At 63.6% G+C, this 19,333-nt stretch carries 13 protein-coding genes; 4 read left to right on the plus strand and 9 right to left on the minus strand.

All coding sequences use genetic code 11. The features are described from left to right. Positions 1-115: 115 nt before the first annotated feature. Entirely contained in the window at positions 116-811 is a 696-nt protein-coding gene (locus R8871_RS21675) for an arylesterase (RefSeq protein WP_175052295.1), read from the minus strand. Between R8871_RS21675 and R8871_RS21680 the strand changes: the two genes are divergently transcribed. After that, positions 810-1,496, plus strand: a complete 687-nt coding sequence (locus tag R8871_RS21680) for an ABC transporter ATP-binding protein (protein ID WP_175052296.1) — start codon at positions 810-812, stop codon at positions 1,494-1,496. The genes R8871_RS21675 and R8871_RS21680 overlap by 2 nt on opposite strands. Positions 1,497-1,664: 168 nt before the next feature. Here the strand turns inward: R8871_RS21680 and pgi are convergent, their stop codons facing one another. The 3 genes from pgi to R8871_RS21695 form a co-directional block, all read right to left on the minus strand. Further along, entirely contained in the window at positions 1,665-3,287 is a 1,623-nt protein-coding gene (pgi, locus tag R8871_RS21685) for a glucose-6-phosphate isomerase (protein WP_175052297.1), read from the minus strand. Between the two features lie 329 nt (positions 3,288-3,616). Then, complete coding sequence (locus R8871_RS21690; protein WP_175052298.1) at positions 3,617-5,230, minus strand: NAD(P)H-hydrate dehydratase; 1,614 nt, start codon at positions 5,228-5,230, stop codon at positions 3,617-3,619. A gap of 84 nt (positions 5,231-5,314) precedes the next feature. Continuing rightward, positions 5,315-6,613: an FAD-dependent oxidoreductase gene (locus R8871_RS21695; protein ID WP_175052299.1), complete on the minus strand. Its 1,299-nt coding sequence runs from the start codon at positions 6,611-6,613 to the stop codon at positions 5,315-5,317. 293 nt (positions 6,614-6,906) lie between these two features. On the opposite strand from R8871_RS21695, the gene purL reads away from it, so the two are divergent. Further along, on the plus strand, positions 6,907-10,995 hold the full coding sequence (gene purL / locus R8871_RS21700; RefSeq protein WP_175052300.1) for a phosphoribosylformylglycinamidine synthase: 4,089 nt from the start codon (positions 6,907-6,909) through the stop codon (positions 10,993-10,995). Positions 10,996-11,128: 133 nt separating this feature from the next. On the opposite strand, the gene R8871_RS21705 is transcribed toward purL, so the two are convergent. From R8871_RS21705 to R8871_RS21725, 5 genes are all read right to left on the minus strand, one after another. Next, complete coding sequence (locus R8871_RS21705) at positions 11,129-11,908, minus strand: peptidylprolyl isomerase (RefSeq protein ID WP_054042673.1); 780 nt, start codon at positions 11,906-11,908, stop codon at positions 11,129-11,131. Positions 11,909-11,919: 11 nt separating this feature from the next. Beyond that, complete coding sequence (locus R8871_RS21710) at positions 11,920-12,234, minus strand: BolA family protein (RefSeq protein ID WP_054042675.1); 315 nt, start codon at positions 12,232-12,234, stop codon at positions 11,920-11,922. A 1-nt stretch (position 12,235) separates the two neighbouring features. Beyond that, positions 12,236-12,766 (minus strand): septation protein A, encoded by a 531-nt coding sequence (locus tag R8871_RS21715; RefSeq protein ID WP_054042677.1) that lies wholly within the window; start codon positions 12,764-12,766, stop codon positions 12,236-12,238. 274 nt (positions 12,767-13,040) lie between these two features. After that, a complete protein-coding gene (gene msrB, locus R8871_RS21720; RefSeq protein WP_093633779.1) occupies positions 13,041-13,463 on the minus strand; it encodes a peptide-methionine (R)-S-oxide reductase MsrB in 423 nt (140 codons plus the stop codon). A 38-nt stretch (positions 13,464-13,501) separates the two neighbouring features. Beyond that, complete coding sequence (locus R8871_RS21725; RefSeq protein ID WP_175052301.1) at positions 13,502-15,058, minus strand: protein adenylyltransferase SelO; 1,557 nt, start codon at positions 15,056-15,058, stop codon at positions 13,502-13,504. A gap of 264 nt (positions 15,059-15,322) precedes the next feature. Here R8871_RS21725 and R8871_RS21730 point away from each other — a divergent pair, with 264 nt between their 5' ends. Both R8871_RS21730 and R8871_RS21735 read left to right on the plus strand, forming a co-directional pair. Further along, complete coding sequence (locus tag R8871_RS21730; protein WP_175052302.1) at positions 15,323-17,008, plus strand: 3-(methylthio)propionyl-CoA ligase; 1,686 nt, start codon at positions 15,323-15,325, stop codon at positions 17,006-17,008. 153 nt (positions 17,009-17,161) lie between these two features. After that, positions 17,162-19,246 (plus strand): 3-hydroxyacyl-CoA dehydrogenase NAD-binding domain-containing protein, encoded by a 2,085-nt coding sequence (locus R8871_RS21735; RefSeq protein WP_175052303.1) that lies wholly within the window; start codon positions 17,162-17,164, stop codon positions 19,244-19,246. Positions 19,247-19,333 lie beyond the last annotated feature (87 nt).

The raw sequence follows: 19,333 nt of genomic DNA on the forward strand, positions 1-19,333 counted from the left end.
TTATCTCCTCAGAAGTCGCTCAGAATCGAGCCGGGTTGCGCGGGATTACGAAAGTTGGAGCGATCTTGCCGATCCGCGCTCCCCAATTACCGGAAACAAGTTGTTAGCGAGCTTTTCAGTGCGGCGAACTTGTGCGAAGGAGTGGCTTGATAGCCGGCCACACGTTGTTGAGTAGCACTGGCTGTGCCTGCTGCGTGGGATGGATCTGATCCGCCTGAAACATTTCCGGTTTGTCGGCGATGCCGGCTAGCAGGAAAGGCACCAACGGCACGCGCAATTGCTTCGAGAGTTCGCCGTACAGGCCGTGGAACTTTTGCGTGTAGTCGGGGCCGTAATTGGGTGGTACGTACATGCCGATCAGTACGACCTTCGCGTGGCCTTGTTGAGCCTGTTCGATGATCGTGCGCAGGTTGTCTTCGGTTGTTGCGAGCGGCACGCCGCGCAACGCGTCGTTGGCGCCGAGTTCGACGATCACGATGCTCGGCTTGAGCCGCTGCAGGAGCGCCGGCAAGCGGGCCCGGCCGCCGCTCGTGGTGTCGCCGCTGATGCTCGCGTTGGCGACGCTATAATCGATTCGCTCATCGGTGAGGCGCTGGCGCATCAAGGCAACCCAGCCAGTGTCGCGGGGCAAGCCGTATTCGGCCGAGATGCTGTCGCCGAGCACGACGATCACCGGCTTGGCCTGTTCGGGCGGGTTGGCCGCATAGGCTGGGAAGGGCAGCGAAAACAGGGTTGCGGCCAGCACGGCCGGGCCGAATGCGGTAGTCAGCGCCGTCGCTACGGCGCGCACTTTCAACCTACGCTTCACCATGCTAAACAAAACTGATCCAGTCATTGAAGTGCGGGGTTTGTGCAAGAAGGTTAAGGATGCAACAGGCGAACTGACGATTCTCGAGGACATCGATCTTGCTATCGATGCCGGCAGCAGTGTGGCGATCGTCGGTGCATCCGGGTCGGGCAAGTCTACGCTGCTCGGCTTGCTCGCAGGATTGGACAGCGCAAGCTCGGGCTCGGTTCGGCTGCTCGGCCGCGAGCTCACCGAACTGGACGAAGACGAGCGCGCCGCGTTGCGCAGCGGCTCGGTCGGTTTCGTGTTCCAGTCGTTTCAACTGATGCCGCATTTGACGGCGCTCGAAAACGTCACGCTTCCGCTCGAATTGCAAGGCGGCATCGGTACGCGTGAGGCTGCGGCGCGTGCGCGCGGATTGCTGGAGCAGGTGGGACTCGCCAAGCGCACTGCGCACTATCCGAAGCTGCTGTCCGGTGGCGAACAGCAGCGGGTCGCGCTCGCGCGTGCCTTTGTCACCCATCCGGCGATTCTCTTCGCCGACGAGCCGACGGGCAGTCTCGATGCAGCCACCGGTCACGCGGTGATCGATCTGATGTTCGAAATGAACCGTGCGAACGGCGCCACGTTGATCCTCGTCACGCACGACGTCGAGTTGGCGCGCCGCTGCGATACGACGGTGACCATCGAAGCGGGACGTCTGGCCTGAGAGAACCCTGCCAGCCAGGCGTCAATCGTCACGCGTTCGAATAAAGCAAAGCGGGCCACAGGGGCCCGCTTTGCTTTTACATCTCATGCAACTCGACAACGCAACGCCGCTAAGCACGCGTGCGTGAGCAATCGGCGTAGGCGGCACGGGCAAGCGCGCCGCTCACGCTCATCGCTTCAACGCAGCACGCGCCCGCGCGATCAACGCCGATGTCGACGAGTCATGCTTCTTCTCATCGACGCTTGCCGACGTCAGATCCGCCTCGACCACCTTGCCGAGGATCTTGCCCAACTCGACACCCCACTGATCGAACGGGTTGATGTTCCACACCGAGGCCTGCACCAGCACCTTGTGCTCGTACAGCGCGATCAATGCGCCGAGCGAACGCGCGGTGAGTGCATCGACCAGCAATGTGCTCGTCGGACGGTTGCCCGGAAACACCAGATGCGGCGCGAGTTCCGGCTTGTCCGCACCGGCAACCTTCTTCGCTTCCTCGAGCGTGCGGCCGAGCATCAGCGCTTCGCTTTGCGCGAAACAGTTCGCGAGCAGCTTCGGATGATGGCTGACGAGCGGATGCTCCGGCGTCAACACGGCGACGAAGTCGATCGGCACGATCGTCGGGCCCTGATGCAGCATCTGGAAAAACGCATGCTGACCGTTCGTGCCCGGTTCGCCCCAGGTCACGGCGGAGGTCGGATAGTCGACCATCACGCCATCGAGGCGCGCCGACTTGCCGTTGCTCTCCATTTCGAGCTGCTGCAGGTACGACGGCAGGAAATGCAGCGCTTCCGAATACGGCGCGACCAGGTAGCTTTGCGAGCCGAAGAAGTTGCGATACCAGATGCCGATCATGCCGAGCAGCACCGGCAGATTCTTCTCAAGCGGTGCGTCGCGGAAATGCTGGTCCATCTCGTTCGCGCCGGCCAGCAGTTCGTCGAACTGTTTCGGACCGATCGCGATCATGATCGACAAACCCACGGCCGACCACAGCGAATAACGCCCGCCGACCCAGTCCCACATCTCGAACACATTCTCTTTCGCGATACCGAACTTGACTACCTCGGCCGGGTTCGCCGACACGCCGACAAAGTGCTTCGCCAGCGCACTCTCCGGGCAGCCTTTCTCGATGAACCAGTCGCGCAGCGAGCGCGCATTGGTCATCGTTTCGAGTGTGGTGAAAGTCTTGGAGACGATGATCGCGAGCGTCTCTTCGGGATCGATCTGCTGCATCACGTTGTACAGATCCGCACCATCCACGTTCGACACGAAGTGCGTGGTGATCTCCGGCGTGGCCAGATGATGCAGTGCGTGCACGACCATCTTCGGCCCGAGGTCCGAGCCGCCGATGCCGATGTTCACGACGTAGCGAATGCGCTTGCCGGTATAGCCGGTCCACTCGCCGCTGCGGACCTTGTCGGCGAACGCGGCCATCTTCGCGCGCTCCGCCTGGATTTCCGCATGGAACGGCGCCTTCGGATCAGTGGCGCGCAGCGCGGTGTGCAAGGCGGCACGGCCTTCGGTCGGATTGACGACTTCGCCCGCGAACATCGCGTCGCGGCGCTTCTCGACGCCGGCTTCGCGCGCGAGTTGCACCAGCAGTTTCAGGGTTTCGTCGGTGATGCGGTTCTTCGAAAAATCGGCCACGAGACCGCCGCCCGCGAACGCAAAGCGCTCAGCACGGGTAGGGGCGGGATCGTTCTCGGGGGCGAACCAGTCGCGCATGTGCGCATCGCGAATCTTCTCGTAATGCGTTTGCAGCGAGGACCAGGAGGGGAGCGAGTTCTGCGTCATAGCGTCCGTCTAACGAAGGGGCACGAAGAAAGGCGCGCGCGTGAAGCGCTGCCGAGGATGATGCAACGATGCTGTTAGAGCGATGCCGAGCGGTGGGGTTCGTAGTGGGTTGCGGGGAAACTTCGCAAGCCCGCCCGGAGATCGGACGGCCCACCGAAATTTCGCCGTAACCCGCGATGAATCCGACGCGCGGCGCGGTCAATCAGTATAACGGCCTTGTGTGACGGGTGGCAGCGGTTTGGGCGTCCCATGCAAACTGTGGGATGAGGCGTCACGTTCAGGACGCCCCGTTTGAGGCGCTGCATGGGGCGCTTCATTCACCCGCGGATTCATGCACCCGTTGCCGGATAGAACATACGGTTGAGCAGCGTCCGCACCATCGGGGCGAGTTCGCCCGCCGTCAAACCGGCTGGGCCGTGGCCTTGCGCGCTCAGCGTGTCCGCGGCGAGGCCGTGCAGATAGACGCCCGCCAGCGTGGCTTCGTAACGCGGCAGATGCTGGGCGAGCAGTGCGCCGATGATGCCGCCGAGCACGTCGCCGGTGCCGCCTGTTGCGAGGGCGGCATTGCCGGTTGGATTGATCGCGACGCGGCCGTCCGGCGCGGCGATAACCGTGCCCGTGCCTTTCAGCACGACCACCGCGGCAAAGCGCGCAGCCAGTGCCCGCGCGGCGGCGAGGCGGTCGCGTTGCACGCCTCGCGCATCCGTGCCAAGCAGGCGCGCGGCTTCCAGCGGATGCGGCGTGAGCACGCAAGGATCGCCTTGTACGCCGCGCGCGGTGACTTCGGCCGCGAGCGATGGGTCGGTTGAAATCAGATTGAGTGCATCTGCGTCGAACAGTTTGGGTACGTCGAGCTGCAGCACGTCGTGCATGACACGCGTGGCGATGTCGCGCTGACCCATGCCGCAACCGACGGCGAGCGCGTCCATTTTGTCGAGCGGCAGATTGTCGATCGCATGCAGCATCAGTTCGGGATGCGGCGGATCGTAGGGCGGGGCGCCGTCGCCGAGCAAGGCAACATGCACTTTGCCGGCGCCGGTGTAGAGCGCCGCGCGCGAGGCGAGGATCGGCGCGCCGCACATGCCGGTGTCGCCGCCGACCACGGCGAGGCTGCCGAAAGTGCCCTTGTTGGTGGCGAAATCGCGCGGCGGCAGGAAGTCGGCGAACAGATCCGGCGCGTTGAGTTGCACGGCCGTGCGGCTGGTGCTGTCAATGCCGATCGGCGCCACCGTTACCGTGCCGGCAAGATCGCGCCCCTGCGCGGTGAAGAGGCCGGGCTTTGCCCCGATGAAGGTGATCGTGTGGGTGGCGTGGACTGCGGCACCGTCGTTCTGGTTTTCGCCCTGGTTCTGTTTCTCACCGACGACCGTGCCGGTGTCGCTGTCGAGGCCGCTTGGCGTATCGAGCGCCAGCACGCCGCCTCGTCTGGACTTTGCTTTCGTGCGTTGTGAAAGCTGGCGGGCGATGGCGGCAAAGACGCCTTCCAGAGGGCGGGTCAGACCGATACCGAACATGCCGTCCACCAGCCATGTATAGCTTTCCAGCGATGCCGGCGGTGTCGACGTCATGGCTACGCCTGCCGCGCGGGCGGTGTCGAGCGCCCAGCGGGCGTCGTCCGGCTTGACCTCAAGCGGCATGCAAAGGTCCACGGCGATGCCTGCCCTGTGCAGTTCCGCGGCCACGATCAATGCGTCACCGCCGTTGTTGCCCGGGCCGGCTATGACCCATACCTTGTGCTTCGATTTTTCGATCGATGTGTCGCGGGTGATCAGCTCTTGCAGATAGCTCGCGGCTGCTTTGCCGGCGCGAGACATCAAGGTGTGCTGAGGCAGTGCCGCCGCGGCCTGGGTTTCAAGGATGCGCAGATCGGTCAGCGAGAGCAGCGGCAACGCCCGGTTATGCGGGCTGATTAGCGTCGGGAGCGTGGATTCGGGCACTGTCATGGCGAGGCTTGGAGTTCACCTTGGGCAAGGTGAGGAAGCGTTGGGAGCCACTATGGTAGTGCCGATACGCTCCCGCCGCGCCGTTTACTGGAATCGGTCCGCGCGCAGTGCAGCCAGCGTGTCCGCGGGAACGTCGGGGGTCTTGTCCGAGATCAGGTCGGCGATCAGTTTGCCCGCTCCGCATGCCAGACCCCAACCGGCCGGCCCGTGCCCGGCATTCACGAACAGACGCGGATGAAGCGCATTGCCGACCACCGGCAAACCGTCCGGTGACAGCAGTTTTACGCCTTCCCACGGCAAAGCCGCGGAGATCCGGGCAGCGCCCGGAATCCAGTCGTGCGTCGCCTGGCCAAGCAGCGCCAGCGCTTCCTTTGTCAACGTTTCGCCGAGCGGCTTGTCGACCTGCCCGGCGCTTTGCAAAACCGCGCCGCCTGCAATCCGCAGGCGATGATTCATGCGGCTGACCGTAATCCGCTTGACGGCGTCGACAATCGCGACATGCGGCGCGCATTCTTCATGCGCGATCGGCGCCACCAGGTTATGCAGGCGCAGCGGATGCAACGGCAGCCGTAGCCCAAGGCGTTCGAGCAGCGGCAGACTGCCGTAACCGGCAGCCACGACGATAGCGTCGGCATTGATCACGTCGACTTCGCGCGAACGCGAAGCCATGCCCGGCCGCGGCGCCAGTTCCACCGCGGGGCGCTGACCCTCGAGGCGGATCGCCGAGACTTCGCAGCCCAGCATGAATTGCACGCCGCCTTGCGTATCGAGGGTCTGCTTGATCAGTTTCGCGAAAAGCGGGCAGTTGGCCGTGCGCTCATGGTCGAACAGCACGCCACCGGCGAATTCCGGCTCGGTCCGCACGGAATGCTCGAACGCGGCGCATTCGGCCGGCGTGAGCACATGGTGCGGGACTTCGTATTGGCGCAGCAGATCAAGCGCGGTCTGGGTCTGTTGCCATTCCTGCGCGGAACGCACCAGGTAGAGCAGGCCGCTCGCCTGTTCGAATTCGAGCCCGAAACGTGCTTCGATATCCGCCATCGCTTCGCGCGATGCTTCAATCAATGGACGCAGCCGCGCGTACTGGCGGCTGAACGCCTCCGGCTCCTGCAAAGCGGTCAGCTGCTTGACGAACTGGCGCACCGGCCCGTTAAAGCCGGTCTTGCTGATCACGCCGTTTTTGGCGGCCTGACGGCTCGCCATGAAAGTCGGGCCGAACCAGACGTCGAGCGGGGTTGGCAGCACGGTGCCGCCGTGCCCGTAGGTCGCGCCTTGCGCAACGGTTGCGTGGCGCTCGACGACGCATACCCGGTGACCGGCCGCGCGCAGTTGATAAGCGGTGGCGACGCCCACAATCCCGCCGCCAATGACGATGACATCCATGATCTGATTCGATTTGCCGGCGGGACGCCGAAACGCCGCGTTCCCGTTAGGCGTGGCATGCGGCGCACTGCCCGGGATTGCTCAGGCTGCTCGCGCCGATCTGGTGAAAGGGCGAATGATAGCAGTCAAAACGCCAGACCGGCCACGCAGACCCCGCCAAAACCCTGGTGAGAAGCCCGTTGGAAGGCCGTTCCCGGGGTATAATCTCGGACTTCCTTTCCGCCTCACGTCGCCTTCACGCGCGACTCATCGGCATCACTCATCGGCATCATTAGCGACGCAACGTCAAGTCCATGGCCCACTTCTCGTGTTTCCCCGGCGCTTCGGCCCTTTCCGATTTCCGTCAAACCCGCCTGCTCGAGACGCTTACGCGCATCGACGCCAACATCACCGGCGTGCGCGGGCAGTATCTGCACTTCGTCAATGCGCAAAATCCGCTGTCCGCGGAAGACAACGCGAAGATCGAAGCGCTGATGCACTACGGCGATCCGCTCGAAGAAACCAAAGAGCGCGGCGCGGCCGAAACCTTCCTCGTGGTGCCGCGCTTCGGCACGGTGTCGCCGTGGGCCAGCAAGGCAACCGATATTGCTCACCTCTGCGGTCTCACGCAGGTGCGCCGTATCGAGCGCGGCGTCGAATACACGGTCACGCTGAAAAGCGGCCTGCTGGGCGGCAAGAAGGCGCTCTCCGACGACGCTCGCGCGGCCGTCGCCGCAGCGCTGCACGATCGCATGACCGAAAGCGTGTCGCCCTCGCGCGATCACGCGCTGCATCTGTTCGACGAACTGCCGGCCAAGCCGCTGCAAACCGTCGACGTGTTGAGCAACGGCCGCGGCGCGCTGGAAGTGGCGAACACGGAACTGGGCCTCGCGCTCGCCGACGACGAAATCGACTACCTCGTCGACGCCTTCACGAAACTCGGCCGCAACCCGACCGACGTCGAACTGATGATGTTCGCGCAGGCCAACAGCGAACACTGCCGCCACAAGATTTTCAATGCGGATTGGACGATCGACGGCGAGAAGCAGGACATCTCGCTGTTCAACATGATCCGCAACACCGAGAAGCTGAACCCGCAAGGCACGATCGTCGCGTATTCGGACAACTCGGCGATCATGGCGGGCGGCGTGGCTGAGCGCTGGTTCCCGCGCACGCCGGCGGAAGCTGGCTCGCTGCCCGAACACTACCGCCGCAACGTCGAACTGACGCACACCTTGATGAAGGTGGAGACGCACAACCACCCAACCGCAATCTCGCCGTTTCCGGGCGCATCCACGGGCGCGGGCGGTGAAATCCGCGACGAAGGCGCGACGGGCCGCGGCGCGCGTCCGAAGGCGGGTCTGGCGGGCTTCACGGTGTCGAACCTGGAATTGCCGGACGGCGTCGAAGCATGGGAAAACGCCCGTGACGCCGCGCAGCCGCTCGCGCATCGCAATCCGGACGACAAGCACGAAGCCTATGGTCGTCCTGACCGCATCGCGTCGCCGCTGCAAATCATGATCGATGGCCCGCTCGGCGGCGCCGCGTTCAACAACGAATTCGGCCGGCCGAATCTGGGCGGCTATTTCCGCGCGTACGAGCAGAACGTTGCGGGTCTGGTGCGCGGCTATCACAAGCCGATCATGATCGCCGGCGGCATCGGCAATATTTCGGACCAGCACACGCACAAGCACGATCTGCCGGAAGGCTCGCTCCTGATCCAGATCGGCGGCCCGGGAATGCGCATCGGCATGGGCGGCGGCGCCGCCAGCTCGATGGCGACCGGCACCAACACGGCCGAACTCGATTTCGACTCGGTCCAGCGCGGCAATCCGGAGATCGAGCGCCGTGCGCAGGAAGTGATTAACGCGTGCTGGCAGCTCGGCGAGAAGAACCCGATTCTGAGCATTCACGACGTGGGTGCGGGCGGCCTGTCGAACGCGTTCCCGGAAGTGGTGGACGGCGCCAGCAAGGGCGCGATCTTCGATCTGCGCAAGATCCAGCTGGAAGAGAGCGGTTTGTCGCCGCGCGAAATCTGGTCGAACGAGGCGCAGGAGCGTTACGTCCTCGCGATTGCGCCCGCCGATCTGCCGGCTTTCCAGGCTATGTGTGAGCGCGAGCGCTGCCCGTTCGCGGTGGTCGGCACGGCTACGGCCGAACGTCAGCTGAAGGTGATCGATTCCGAATCGAACAAGGACGCCGCGCACGAACCGGTCGACATGCCGATGGAAGTACTGCTCGGCAAGGCGCCGCGCATGCATCGCGACGTGAAGCGCGTCGAACAGAAGCTCGAGCCGGTGGATGTCACCGGCATCGCGTTGTCGGAAGTCGCGGTCAGCGTGCTGCGTCACCCTACGGTTGCCAGCAAGTCGTTCCTGATCACGATCGGCGACCGCTCGGTGGGCGGCACGACCGCGCGCGATCAGATGGTCGGGCCGTGGCAAGTGCCGGTGGCTGACGTCGCTATCACGACGATGGACTACGCGGGCTTCCGCGGCGAAGCGATGACCATGGCCGAGCGTACGCCGCTCGCCGTGATCAACGCGCCGGCGTCGGGCCGCATGGCGGTCGGCGAGGCGGTCACCAACATCGCGGCGGCGCCGATTGCGTCGCTCGACAAGCTCAAGCTGTCGGCAAACTGGATGGCCGCATGCGGCGCAGCGGGCGAAGACGCCGCGCTGTACGACACGGTCAAAGCCATCGGCATGGAGCTGTGCCCGGCGCTCGGCATCAGCATTCCGGTGGGCAAGGATTCGCTGTCCATGCGCACCAAGTGGGAAGACCGTGGCGTGGCCAAGGAAGTGGTCGCGCCGGTCTCGCTGATCATCTCGGCATTCGCGCCGGTCGAAGACGTGCGCAAGCACCTCACGCCGCAACTGCGCAGCGCGAACGGAACGGATGGTGTGGGCGACTCCGTGCTGATCGCGATCGACCTTGGCCGCGCCAAGCATCGTCTGGGCGGCAGTATCCTCGCGCAAGTCACGCAGCAGGTCGGCGATACGGTGCCGGACGTCGACGATCCGGAAGATCTGAAGCGTTTCTTCACCGCGATCCAGTCGCTCAATAGCGACGGCAAGCTGCTCGCGTACCACGACCGCTCGGACGGCGGCTTGTGGGCGACGGTTTGCGAAATGGCGTTTGCGGGTCACGTCGGCGTGTCGTTGAACGTCGACATGCTGGTGCTCGATCCGAACCACGAATCCGATTACGGCGACGCGAAAGACTGGGCGAAGCAGACCAGCGGCCGTCGTGAAGACCGCACGATCCGCGCGCTCTTCACCGAGGAACTCGGCGCCGTGATTCAGGTGCGCGCAGCAGACCGCGATTCGGTGCTGGGCGCATTGCGCGAACACGGTCTGTCGGCGTGCTCGCATGTGATCGGCAAGATCAACGATCGTGACACGATCGAAATTTATCGCGACGCGAAGAAGATCTACGACGCACCGCGTACCGAATTGCATCGCGCGTGGAGCGAAGTGAGCTGGCGTATTTCGCGTCTGCGCGACAACCCGGCTTGTGCCGATGCCGAATACGACGCGCTTTCCGATGCAGCCGATCCGGGCATCTCGCCGGTTCTCACGTTCGATCCTTCTGAAGACGTGGCTGCGCCGTTCATCGGCAAGGGTGCACGTCCGCGTGTGGCAATCCTGCGTGAGCAGGGCGTGAACTCGCACCTGGAAACGGCGTATGCATTCGACCGCGCCGGCTTCGACGCACACGACGTACACATGAGCGACCTGCTGGCCGGCCGCGCCAACCTGGCGGATTTCGCCGGTGCGGTGGCGTGCGGCGGCTTCTCATACGGCGACACGCTGGGTGCCGGTGAGGGCTGGGCGAAGGCGATTCGCTTCAACGCGCAACTCGCCGATATGTTCGCTGCGTTCTTCGGCCGCGAAGATACGTTTGCGCTGGGCATCTGCAACGGCTGCCAGATGATGAGCAGCCTCGCGTCGATGATCCCGGGCGCTGAAGCCTGGCCGAAGTTCACGCGCAACAAGTCGGAGAAATTCGAAGCGCGCTTCTCGCTGGTGGAAGTGCAGGCTTCACCGTCGATCTTCTTCGCCGGCATGGAAGGCTCGCGTATTCCGGTGGCGATTGCCCACGGCGAAGGTTACGCGGACTTCTCGCAGCAAGGCGATGCGTCGAAGGTGGCGGTGGCGATGCGTTTCGTCGATCACCGTGGGCAGGCAACGGAGCAGTATCCGTTCAACCCGAACGGTTCGCCGGACGGCATTACGTCGGTCACGACGCCGGATGGCCGCTTCAGCGTGCTGATGCCGCACACCGAGCGCGTGCATCGCGCGGTGCAGATGAGCTGGCATCCGGAAGGTTGGGGCGAGGGCAGCACGGACGCGAGCCCGTGGTTGCGCGTGTTCCAGAACGCACGTCGCTGGCTGGGTTGATGATGCGATGAGGGCCGCCGCTCGTCGCGGCGGCTCCTTCGCTTTAGCAGAGACGAAGCAATGCATAACCCGCAGCAATAAAAAAACCGCCCGAGGGCGGTTTTTTTATTCCAAAGCAGCAGCGCAAAGCCGCTTACTGAATCTTCGCGTTCTTACGCAGGCCTTCTTCGAACGCCTGCAGCTTTTCCTGCTGGATCTGCTGCACGATCTGCGGACGCACTTGCTCCAGCGGCGGCGGCGTGATGTTGCGCACGTCGTCGACACGGATGATGTGCCAGCCGAATTGCGTGTGCACCGGCGTGTCGGTCATCTGGCCTTTCTGCAGATGCGTGGCCGCGTCCGCGAATTCAGGCACGTAGGCCTTCGGGTCCGACCAGTCCAGGTCGCCGCCGTTCTTGCCCGATCCCGGGTCCTTCGAGAATTGCTTGGCGAGGTCTTCGAAGCTCGCGCCGGCCTTGATCTTGGCGATCAGGTCTTTCGCTTGCTGTTCGTTGTCGACCAGGATGTGGTGCAGGTGATATTCCTTGCCGCCCGCGTCCTTGATCAGCGCGTTGTAGCGTGCGGTGACTTCAGCGTCGGTCGGCGTGTTGTTCTTCACGAAGTCTTCGATCAGCGCGCGCAGCACGACGGTTTGCTGTGCAACCGCGATTTGCGCCTTGATGTCCGGACGATTCGGCAAGCCACGGCGCAGCGCTTCCTGCATCAGGATTTCGCGGTTCACCAGCTCTTCGCGCACGGCCATTTGCAGTTGCGGCGTGTTTTGCTGGCCTTGATGAACCAGTTGATCGATCAGCGCGTCAGCGCGTGCTTTCGGAATCGGCGTGCCGTTCACGACGGCGATGTTCTGTGCGAATGCAGGTGCGGCCGCAAACGCAGCCAGCAATACCCAAAGGCGGGTTTTCTTCAAGGTCATCGAAAGGTTTCCTAGCGGGGCAACAAAGCAAATTCTTCGGGCGTATACGCCGTGATTGCAAGGGCGTGAATGCCGCGCTGCATGGCATCGGCCAGCGCATCATACACCATGCGATGCCGCGCCACGCGGGCTTTCCCGGCGAATGCGGCAGCCACGATCGTGACAGAGAAATGACCGCCGGCGGACGCACCAGCGTGGCCCGCGTGCTGCGCGCTGTCATCCGTGATCCGGATCGAGGCGACCGGCGCGAGCGCCGCGGTAAGACGCGCCTCGATCAGCGCGGCGCGCTCGGCGGTGGTGGCGTGCATGAATACATCGCTCGTCATGTCATTCTTCCTTCATATACTTCGACAGCCACAAACTCTGTCCGACGATGAATACCACCAGGCACCCGGTGGCGCCGAACAGCTTGAAATTGACCCATTGATCGGTCGTGTAGTTGTACGCGACGAACAGGTTCACCAGCCCCAGCAGCACGAAGAAAATCGCCCAGACGATGTTCAGCTTGCCCCAGATCGCGTGCGGCAGCGTGATCTGCTTGCCCATCATCGCTTCGATCAGGTTCTTGTTGAAGGCCAGTTGCGAGACGATCAGCGCGACCGAAAACGCCCAGTACAGCACCGTCGGCTTCCATTTGATAAACGTGTCGTTGTGCAGCACGAGCGTCGCGCCGCCGAACACGGTGACAACGCCGAGGCTCACCCACAGCATCGGATCGACCTTGCGGTGGCGGAATGCCACCCACGCGATCTGCACCAGCGTGGCGACGATCGCCACTGCCGTCGCCGTGAAAATGCCCCAGATCTTGAAGGCGACGAAGAACAGGATGATCGGGAACAGATCGAACAGGAATTTCATTATCTGGTCGGGAATTCGGAGAGTGGGTTGGAGAGTCGGAGAATGGGGGGCGCGGCGCGGGGCGCCCGGTGGCAGGGATGCTGCTAAAACCCGCCGCGGCAGCCGGAAACGGCGCATTGCGCTGTTCGTAGCATGATTGCCGCGCCGGGTCGACCGCCGGATGACCGCTGGGGTGACCGGACTGCAAGCCGGCTGAAGGGTGTCGCGGCCGGCGCGCGCCTGATGACAGACGCCGGTCGCGCATCATTCAACGGGCGCCGGACTCCGCGCTGCGTTACTTGGGCTCGAATTGTAACGCAGCCGAATTGATGCAGTAACGCAGACCGGTCGGCGCCGGTCCGTCTTCGAACACGTGGCCCAGATGCGCGCCGCAGTTCTTGCACTGCACTTCGATGCGCAGCATGCCGTGCGTGCGGTCGGTTTTCTCGGCGATCACCTCGCCGTTAATCGGCTTGAAGTAGCTCGGCCAGCCGCAGCCGGCGTCGAACTTGGTGTCCGATTCGAACAGAGGCGTGCCGCAGCAGACGCAGTCATAGATGCCGCGGTCCCAGTGGTCGTGATAGCGGCCGGTGAAGGGACGCTCGGTGGCCGCGTGGCGCGTCACCTGGTATTCGATGTCGGAGAGCTGATTGCGCCACTCAGCGTCGTCTTTCTGCACGGCGGGGGCGCCGGTGTTGAGGTCGTCGGGCTTGTTCATGGTCGGGGTTCCTGTCTCAAGATTGTTCTGGGGGCTCGTCACGAAGAGCAACTCACTTCCAGCGAGCTGGCCCAATCCGGCGGCAGCCCCGCATACGCTTCGTTTTCCGGCTGCTCGTCGAACGGGCGGCGCAGGACGGCTGCCAAGCGTTCCACTTCGGAGAAGTCCTTCTCTTTCGCCCGGCGGATCGCTGTTTCCGCCAGATGATTGCGAAGTACGAATTTGGGGTTCACACGGTTCATTGCAATGGCGCGCTCGGCGTCGTCGCGTGTTTCTTCGGACAGTCGCGCGCGGTAGTCGTTCACCCACGCGTCGAATGCGGCGCGGTCGAGGAACAGGTCGCGCACCGGTGCGTCGCTGCTTGCATCGTGCTTCGAAATACGCGCCAGATTGCGGAAAGTGAGCGTGAAGTCCGCACGGTTGGCGTGCATTACTTCGAACAGGCGGTTGATCAGGGTGTCGTCACCGTCGCGCTCGATTTCAAGGCCGAGCTTGGCGCGCATGCGTTTTTCCAGCGCCGGCGCGAACCGCTCCTTGAAGCCGCCGAGCACGCGCTGCGCGTCTTCGATCGCCTTGTCCCCGCGCACGCTTTCTTCATGCCGGACGCCCAACAGCGGCAGCAGGCCTTGCGCGAGGCAAAAGAGGTTCCAGTACGCAATTTGCGGCTGCATCTTGTACGCGTAACGGCCCTGCGAGTCGGAGTGATTGCAGATGTAGCCGGCGTCGAAGCCGTCCATGAAACCGAACGGGCCGTAGTCGATCGTGAGGCCGAGGATCGACATGTTGTCGGTATTCATCACGCCGTGGCAGAAGCCCACGGCTTGCCATTCGACCATCAGATCGGCGGTCGAATTCACGGCTTCATTCAGTAGCGCGAGATACGGATCGTCGGTTTCGCGGCAATGCGGATAGAAGCGCTCGATCACGTGGTCGGCGAGCGCGCGCAGCGCATCGACGCGATCGTTCGAATAGAAATGCTCGAAGTGCCCAAAGCGCACGAAACTCGGCGCCACGCGCGTGACGACCGCCGCGGTCTCGACTTCCTCGCGGCGCACCGGCTGGTCGGAGCCGATCACGCACAGCGCGCGCGTGGTCGGAATGCCGAGGTGATGCATGGCTTCAGAACACAGATATTCGCGGATCGACGAACGCAGTACGGCGCGGCCGTCGCCCATGCGCGAATAGGGTGTGCGGCCCGCGCCTTTGAGTTGCAGCTCAAAGCGCTGGCCTTTGTGTTCGACTTCGCCGAGACCGAGCGCGCGGCCGTCGCCGAGCTGGCCCGCCCACACGCCGAACTGATGCCCCGAATACACCGACGCATACGGCAGCGCTTCGGAAGGCCATTCACGCGTGGCGTTGCCTGAAAACAGTTCGGCGAAGCCCGGATCATTCTGGAGCCCAGGCTCTAAACCGAGCAACGCGGCGGTCTCTTCGGAGAACCCGACCACGTACGGCGCACTCAGCGGCGCCGCCGGCAGCCGCGTCAGAAACACGCTGCCGAGCCGCGCGAATGCGCTTTCGGGCGAGGTGATCAGTGCGTCGGAAAGAGCCGCTAAAGGCCCGGATAACCCTGCAATGCTTGGGGAAAACGACATGTTGAGCGCCTCTGGATTAACCGATATTGTAAGTCCGCGCCCGCGGCGGTGCTGGCCAGCTGTTAGCCCAATGTTTGGCCGGACACGCGCCTGCGTGGCGGACGTCTCTTGCCGGAGCGCTTCCGCGCCGCTTCAGAGTACGTTACGCGACCCACTGGAGCGTCCCTTGCGGACTCACCGAAGCGCCGCGTGCGACGCAGCGGAGTGCACGCGGCCCCGAGCTACAACCCAAACGACGCAAACAAGGCGAGGAGACCTCTCTTTATGACGACGCCGCTGCTTGGCCAGATGATGGACGTGCCGCTCACCGTGTCCTCGTTGCTCGCGCATGCCGCGCGGCATTTCGGCGACACCGAGATCGTGTCGCGGCGCATTGAAGGCGACGTGCATCGCTACACCTATCGCGACTGCGAAAAGCGCGCGAAGCAGCTGGCGCAGGCGCTGATCGCGCTCGGCGTCGAACCCGGCGAGCGGGTGGCCACGCTGGCCTGGAACGGCTACCGGCATCTGGAAGCGTATTACGGCACGACAGGCTTCGGCGCCGTGTGTCACACCATCAATCCGCGCCTCTTTCCCGATCAGATCGCCTACATCGTCAACCACGCCGACGACGCTTACGTGCTGTTCGACACTACGTTCGCACCGCTCGTCGACGCGCTCGCGCCGCAGTGCCCCAAAGTGCGCGGCTGGATCGCACTGGCCGACGAAGCGCATCTGCCGGCGATGCAAACGCCGGTGCTGAGCTACGAAACCTTGGTCGAAGCGCAGGACGGGAACTACGACTGGCCGGCTATCGACGAACGGCAGGCATCCTATCTTTGCTATACGTCCGGCACCACGGGTAATCCGAAAGGCGCGCTGTACTCGCACCGCTCGACCGTCCTGCACGCGTTCGGTGCATCGCTGCCCGACGCGATGAGCCTGTCCGCGCGCGACTCCGTGCTGCCGGTCGTGCCGATGTTCCATGTGAACGCGTGGGGCATTCCGCATTCGGCGCCGCTGACGGGGGCGAAGCTGGTCTTTCCCGGCAAGGATCTCGACGGCAAATCGCTGTATGAATTGATGGAAAGCGAGCGCGTCACGTATTCGGCCGGCGTGCCGACCGTGTGGCTCGGCTTGCTCAACTATCTGCGCGAAGCCAAGGTGCGTTTCTCTTCGCTGGACCGCACGGTGATTGGCGGCTCGGCCTGTCCGCCGGCCATGCTGCGAGCTTTCGAAGACGAATACGGCATACAGGTGATCCATGCATGGGGCATGACGGAAATGTCGCCGCTCGGCACCTTGTCGAAACTGACGTGGGAGCAGAGTCAGCGGCCGCTGGCAGAGCAGCGCAAATTGCTCGAAAAGCAGGGGCACGTGCTGTATGGCGTCGATATGAAGATCGTCGGCGAAGACGGGAGCGATCTGCCGTGGGACGGTGTGGCGTTCGGCGATCTGCACGTACGCGGCCCGTGGGTGATCGACCGGTATTTCCGCAAGGACGATTCGCCGCTGGTGGACGGCTGGTTTCCGACCGGCGACGTTGCCACCATCGATCGCGACAGTTTCCTGCACATCACGGATCGCTCGAAAGACGTAATCAAGTCGGGCGGCGAGTGGATTAGTTCGATCGACATCGAGAACGTCGCGATCGCGCATCCGGCGGTGGCCGAAGCCGCGTGCATTGCCTGCGCGCATCCGAAATGGACCGAGCGGCCGTTGCTGGTGGTCGTCAAGCGGGCGGGTTTCGACGTGACGCGCGAGGAACTGCTCGCGTTCTACGACGGCAAAGTTGCCAAATGGTGGATTCCCGATGACGTCGTCTTCGTCGACGAGTTGCCGCATACGGCCACCGGCAAGCTGCAGAAACTCAAACTGCGCGACATTTTCCGCGACCACATCCTGCCGTCCGCGCTGGAAGACGAGAAGGATTGCCCCCTGACTCCGCTTGCCAGGGGAAACCCCGCCTAGAAATAAAACAAACGAGAATTGAACGAGCGTGCTTTTTTGTGTATTCTGCCTGCTGACCCCGGGGAAATCGGCGCTAAAGTCGGACAATGAGCCGACTCGATCAACCGGACAGGCGGCGCGTCATGCGCCGCCTCATCGCACGGAGGCAGGCAGATGGCAGTGGACTACACAACTCATGACGGCGTGGCCGTCATCACGCTGAACAATCCCCCCGTAAACGGGCTCGGCCTCTCGACTCGAGCCGGCATCGTCGAAGGGATCGAGCGCGCGCAGAACGATCCGGCCATCAAGGCGATCGTGCTGACGGGCGCCGGCAAAGCCTTCTCGGGCGGCGCCGACATCACCGAATTCAATACGCCGAAGGCGACCCAGGAGCCGACGCTCCATACGGTTATCAAGGCCGTCGAGGGCAGCGCCAAGCCGGTTATCGCCGCGATTCATAGCGTCGCGATGGGCGGCGGGCTGGAACTGGCGCTCGGCGCGCACTACCGCATCGCCGCACCCGGCGCGCAGATCGCGCTGCCGGAAGTCAAGCTCGGCATCCTGCCGGGCGCGGGCGGCACGCAGCGTCTGCCGCGCGCAATCGGCCTCGAAGCCGCGCTCAATATGATCGTCTCCGGTGCGCCCGTGCTGTCGGAGAAGCTCGCCGATTCAGGCCTGTTCGACGAAGTCGTGGAAGGCGATCTGGCCGAAGCCGCGCTCGCGTTTGCACGCAAGGTCGGCGCGAAAACGGGCCCGCATCCGAAGGTGCGTGACCGCAAGATCGAGCATCCGAACGCGGCCGGTTTCATCCAGTTCACGCGCAATACCGTCGGGGCGATGGCGAAGAATTTCCCGGCGCCGCTGAAGTGCATCGATGCCGTGGAAGCGGGCGTGCAGAACGGTTTCGACAAGGGTCTCGCATTCGAACGCGAATGCTTTGTCGCGCTCGTGCAGACGCCGGAAAGCCACGCGCTGCGTCATGCGTTCTTCGGCGAACGCGCGGCGAGCAAGATTCCCGATGTGCCTTCCGATACGCCGGTGCGCGACATCAAGCAGGTGGCCGTAATCGGCGCCGGCACGATGGGCGGCGGCATCGCGATGAACTTCATCAACGCGGGTATTCCGGTCACGCTGCTGGAAACCAAACAGGAAGCGCTCGATCGCGGCCTCGCCACGATTCGCAAGAACTACGAAGCCACCGTCAAGAAAGGCAAGCTCAAGCCCGAAGCGCTGGAGCAGCGCATGGCCTTGATCACGCCGACACTCTCCTATGACGACCTGAAAAACGCCGACCTGATCGTCGAAGCGGTGTTCGAAGAACTCGGCGTCAAGGAGCAGGTGTTCAAGCGTCTCGACGAAGTGGCGAAGTCCGGCGCAATCCTGGCCTCGAACACGTCGACGCTGGACGTCGACAAGATCGCGGCTTTCACGAAGCGTCCGCAAGACGTGGTTGGCATGCACTTCTTCAGCCCGGCCAACGTGATGAAGCTGCTAGAAGTGGTGCGCGGCAAGGACACGGCGAAAGACGTGCTCGCCACCGTCATGAAGCTCGCCAAGAAGATCAAGAAAACCGCAGTGGTCTCGGGCGTGTGCGACGGCTTCATCGGCAACCGGATGATCGAGCAGTACGTGCGCCAGGCGCTCTTCATGCTCGAAGAAGGCGCATTGCCCGCGCAGGTGGACAAGGCGATCGAGAAGTTCGGCTTCGCGATGGGCCCGTTCCGCATGAGCGACCTGGCCGGCAACGACATCGGCTGGGCGATCCGCAAGCGCCGCTATCAGGAACATCCTGACATGCACTACTCGAAGATCGCCGATCGTCTGTGCGAGACGGGACGCTTCGGACAGAAGACCGGTGGCGGCTGGTACGACTACAAGGCGGGTGACCGCACGGCGTATCCGTCGAAAGTGGTCGACGAGATGATCACGTCGTTCTCGAAGGAAGCCAACGCCGAGCGCCGCAAGATCAGCGACGAGGAAATCGTCGAGCGTCTCGTGTTTGCGCTCGTCAATGAAGGCGCGAAGATTCTCGAGGAAGGCATTGCGTCGAAGGCGTCGGATATCGACATGGTCTATCTGACCGGCTACGGCTTCCCGCTCTATCGCGGCGGTCCGATGCTGTACGCGGATACGGTCGGCCTCTACAACGTGGAGCGCGCGATTCGCCGCTATGCGTCGCGCCCGAATGGCGATGCGTGGCAATTGGCGCCGAGCATCGCGGAGCTGGCGGCCAAGGGCCGTGGGTTCAACGGCTGAAGCGCCGCCGCTCAGGCGAAATGAGTGAAATGAATGAAGTGGGGCGACTGAGCGATCCGCCAGCGCGCCCGCTATCAACATCTGGAA

Source organism: Paraburkholderia sediminicola, assembly GCF_902859805.1.
Taxonomy (GTDB): Bacteria; Pseudomonadota; Gammaproteobacteria; order Burkholderiales; family Burkholderiaceae; genus Paraburkholderia; species Paraburkholderia sediminicola.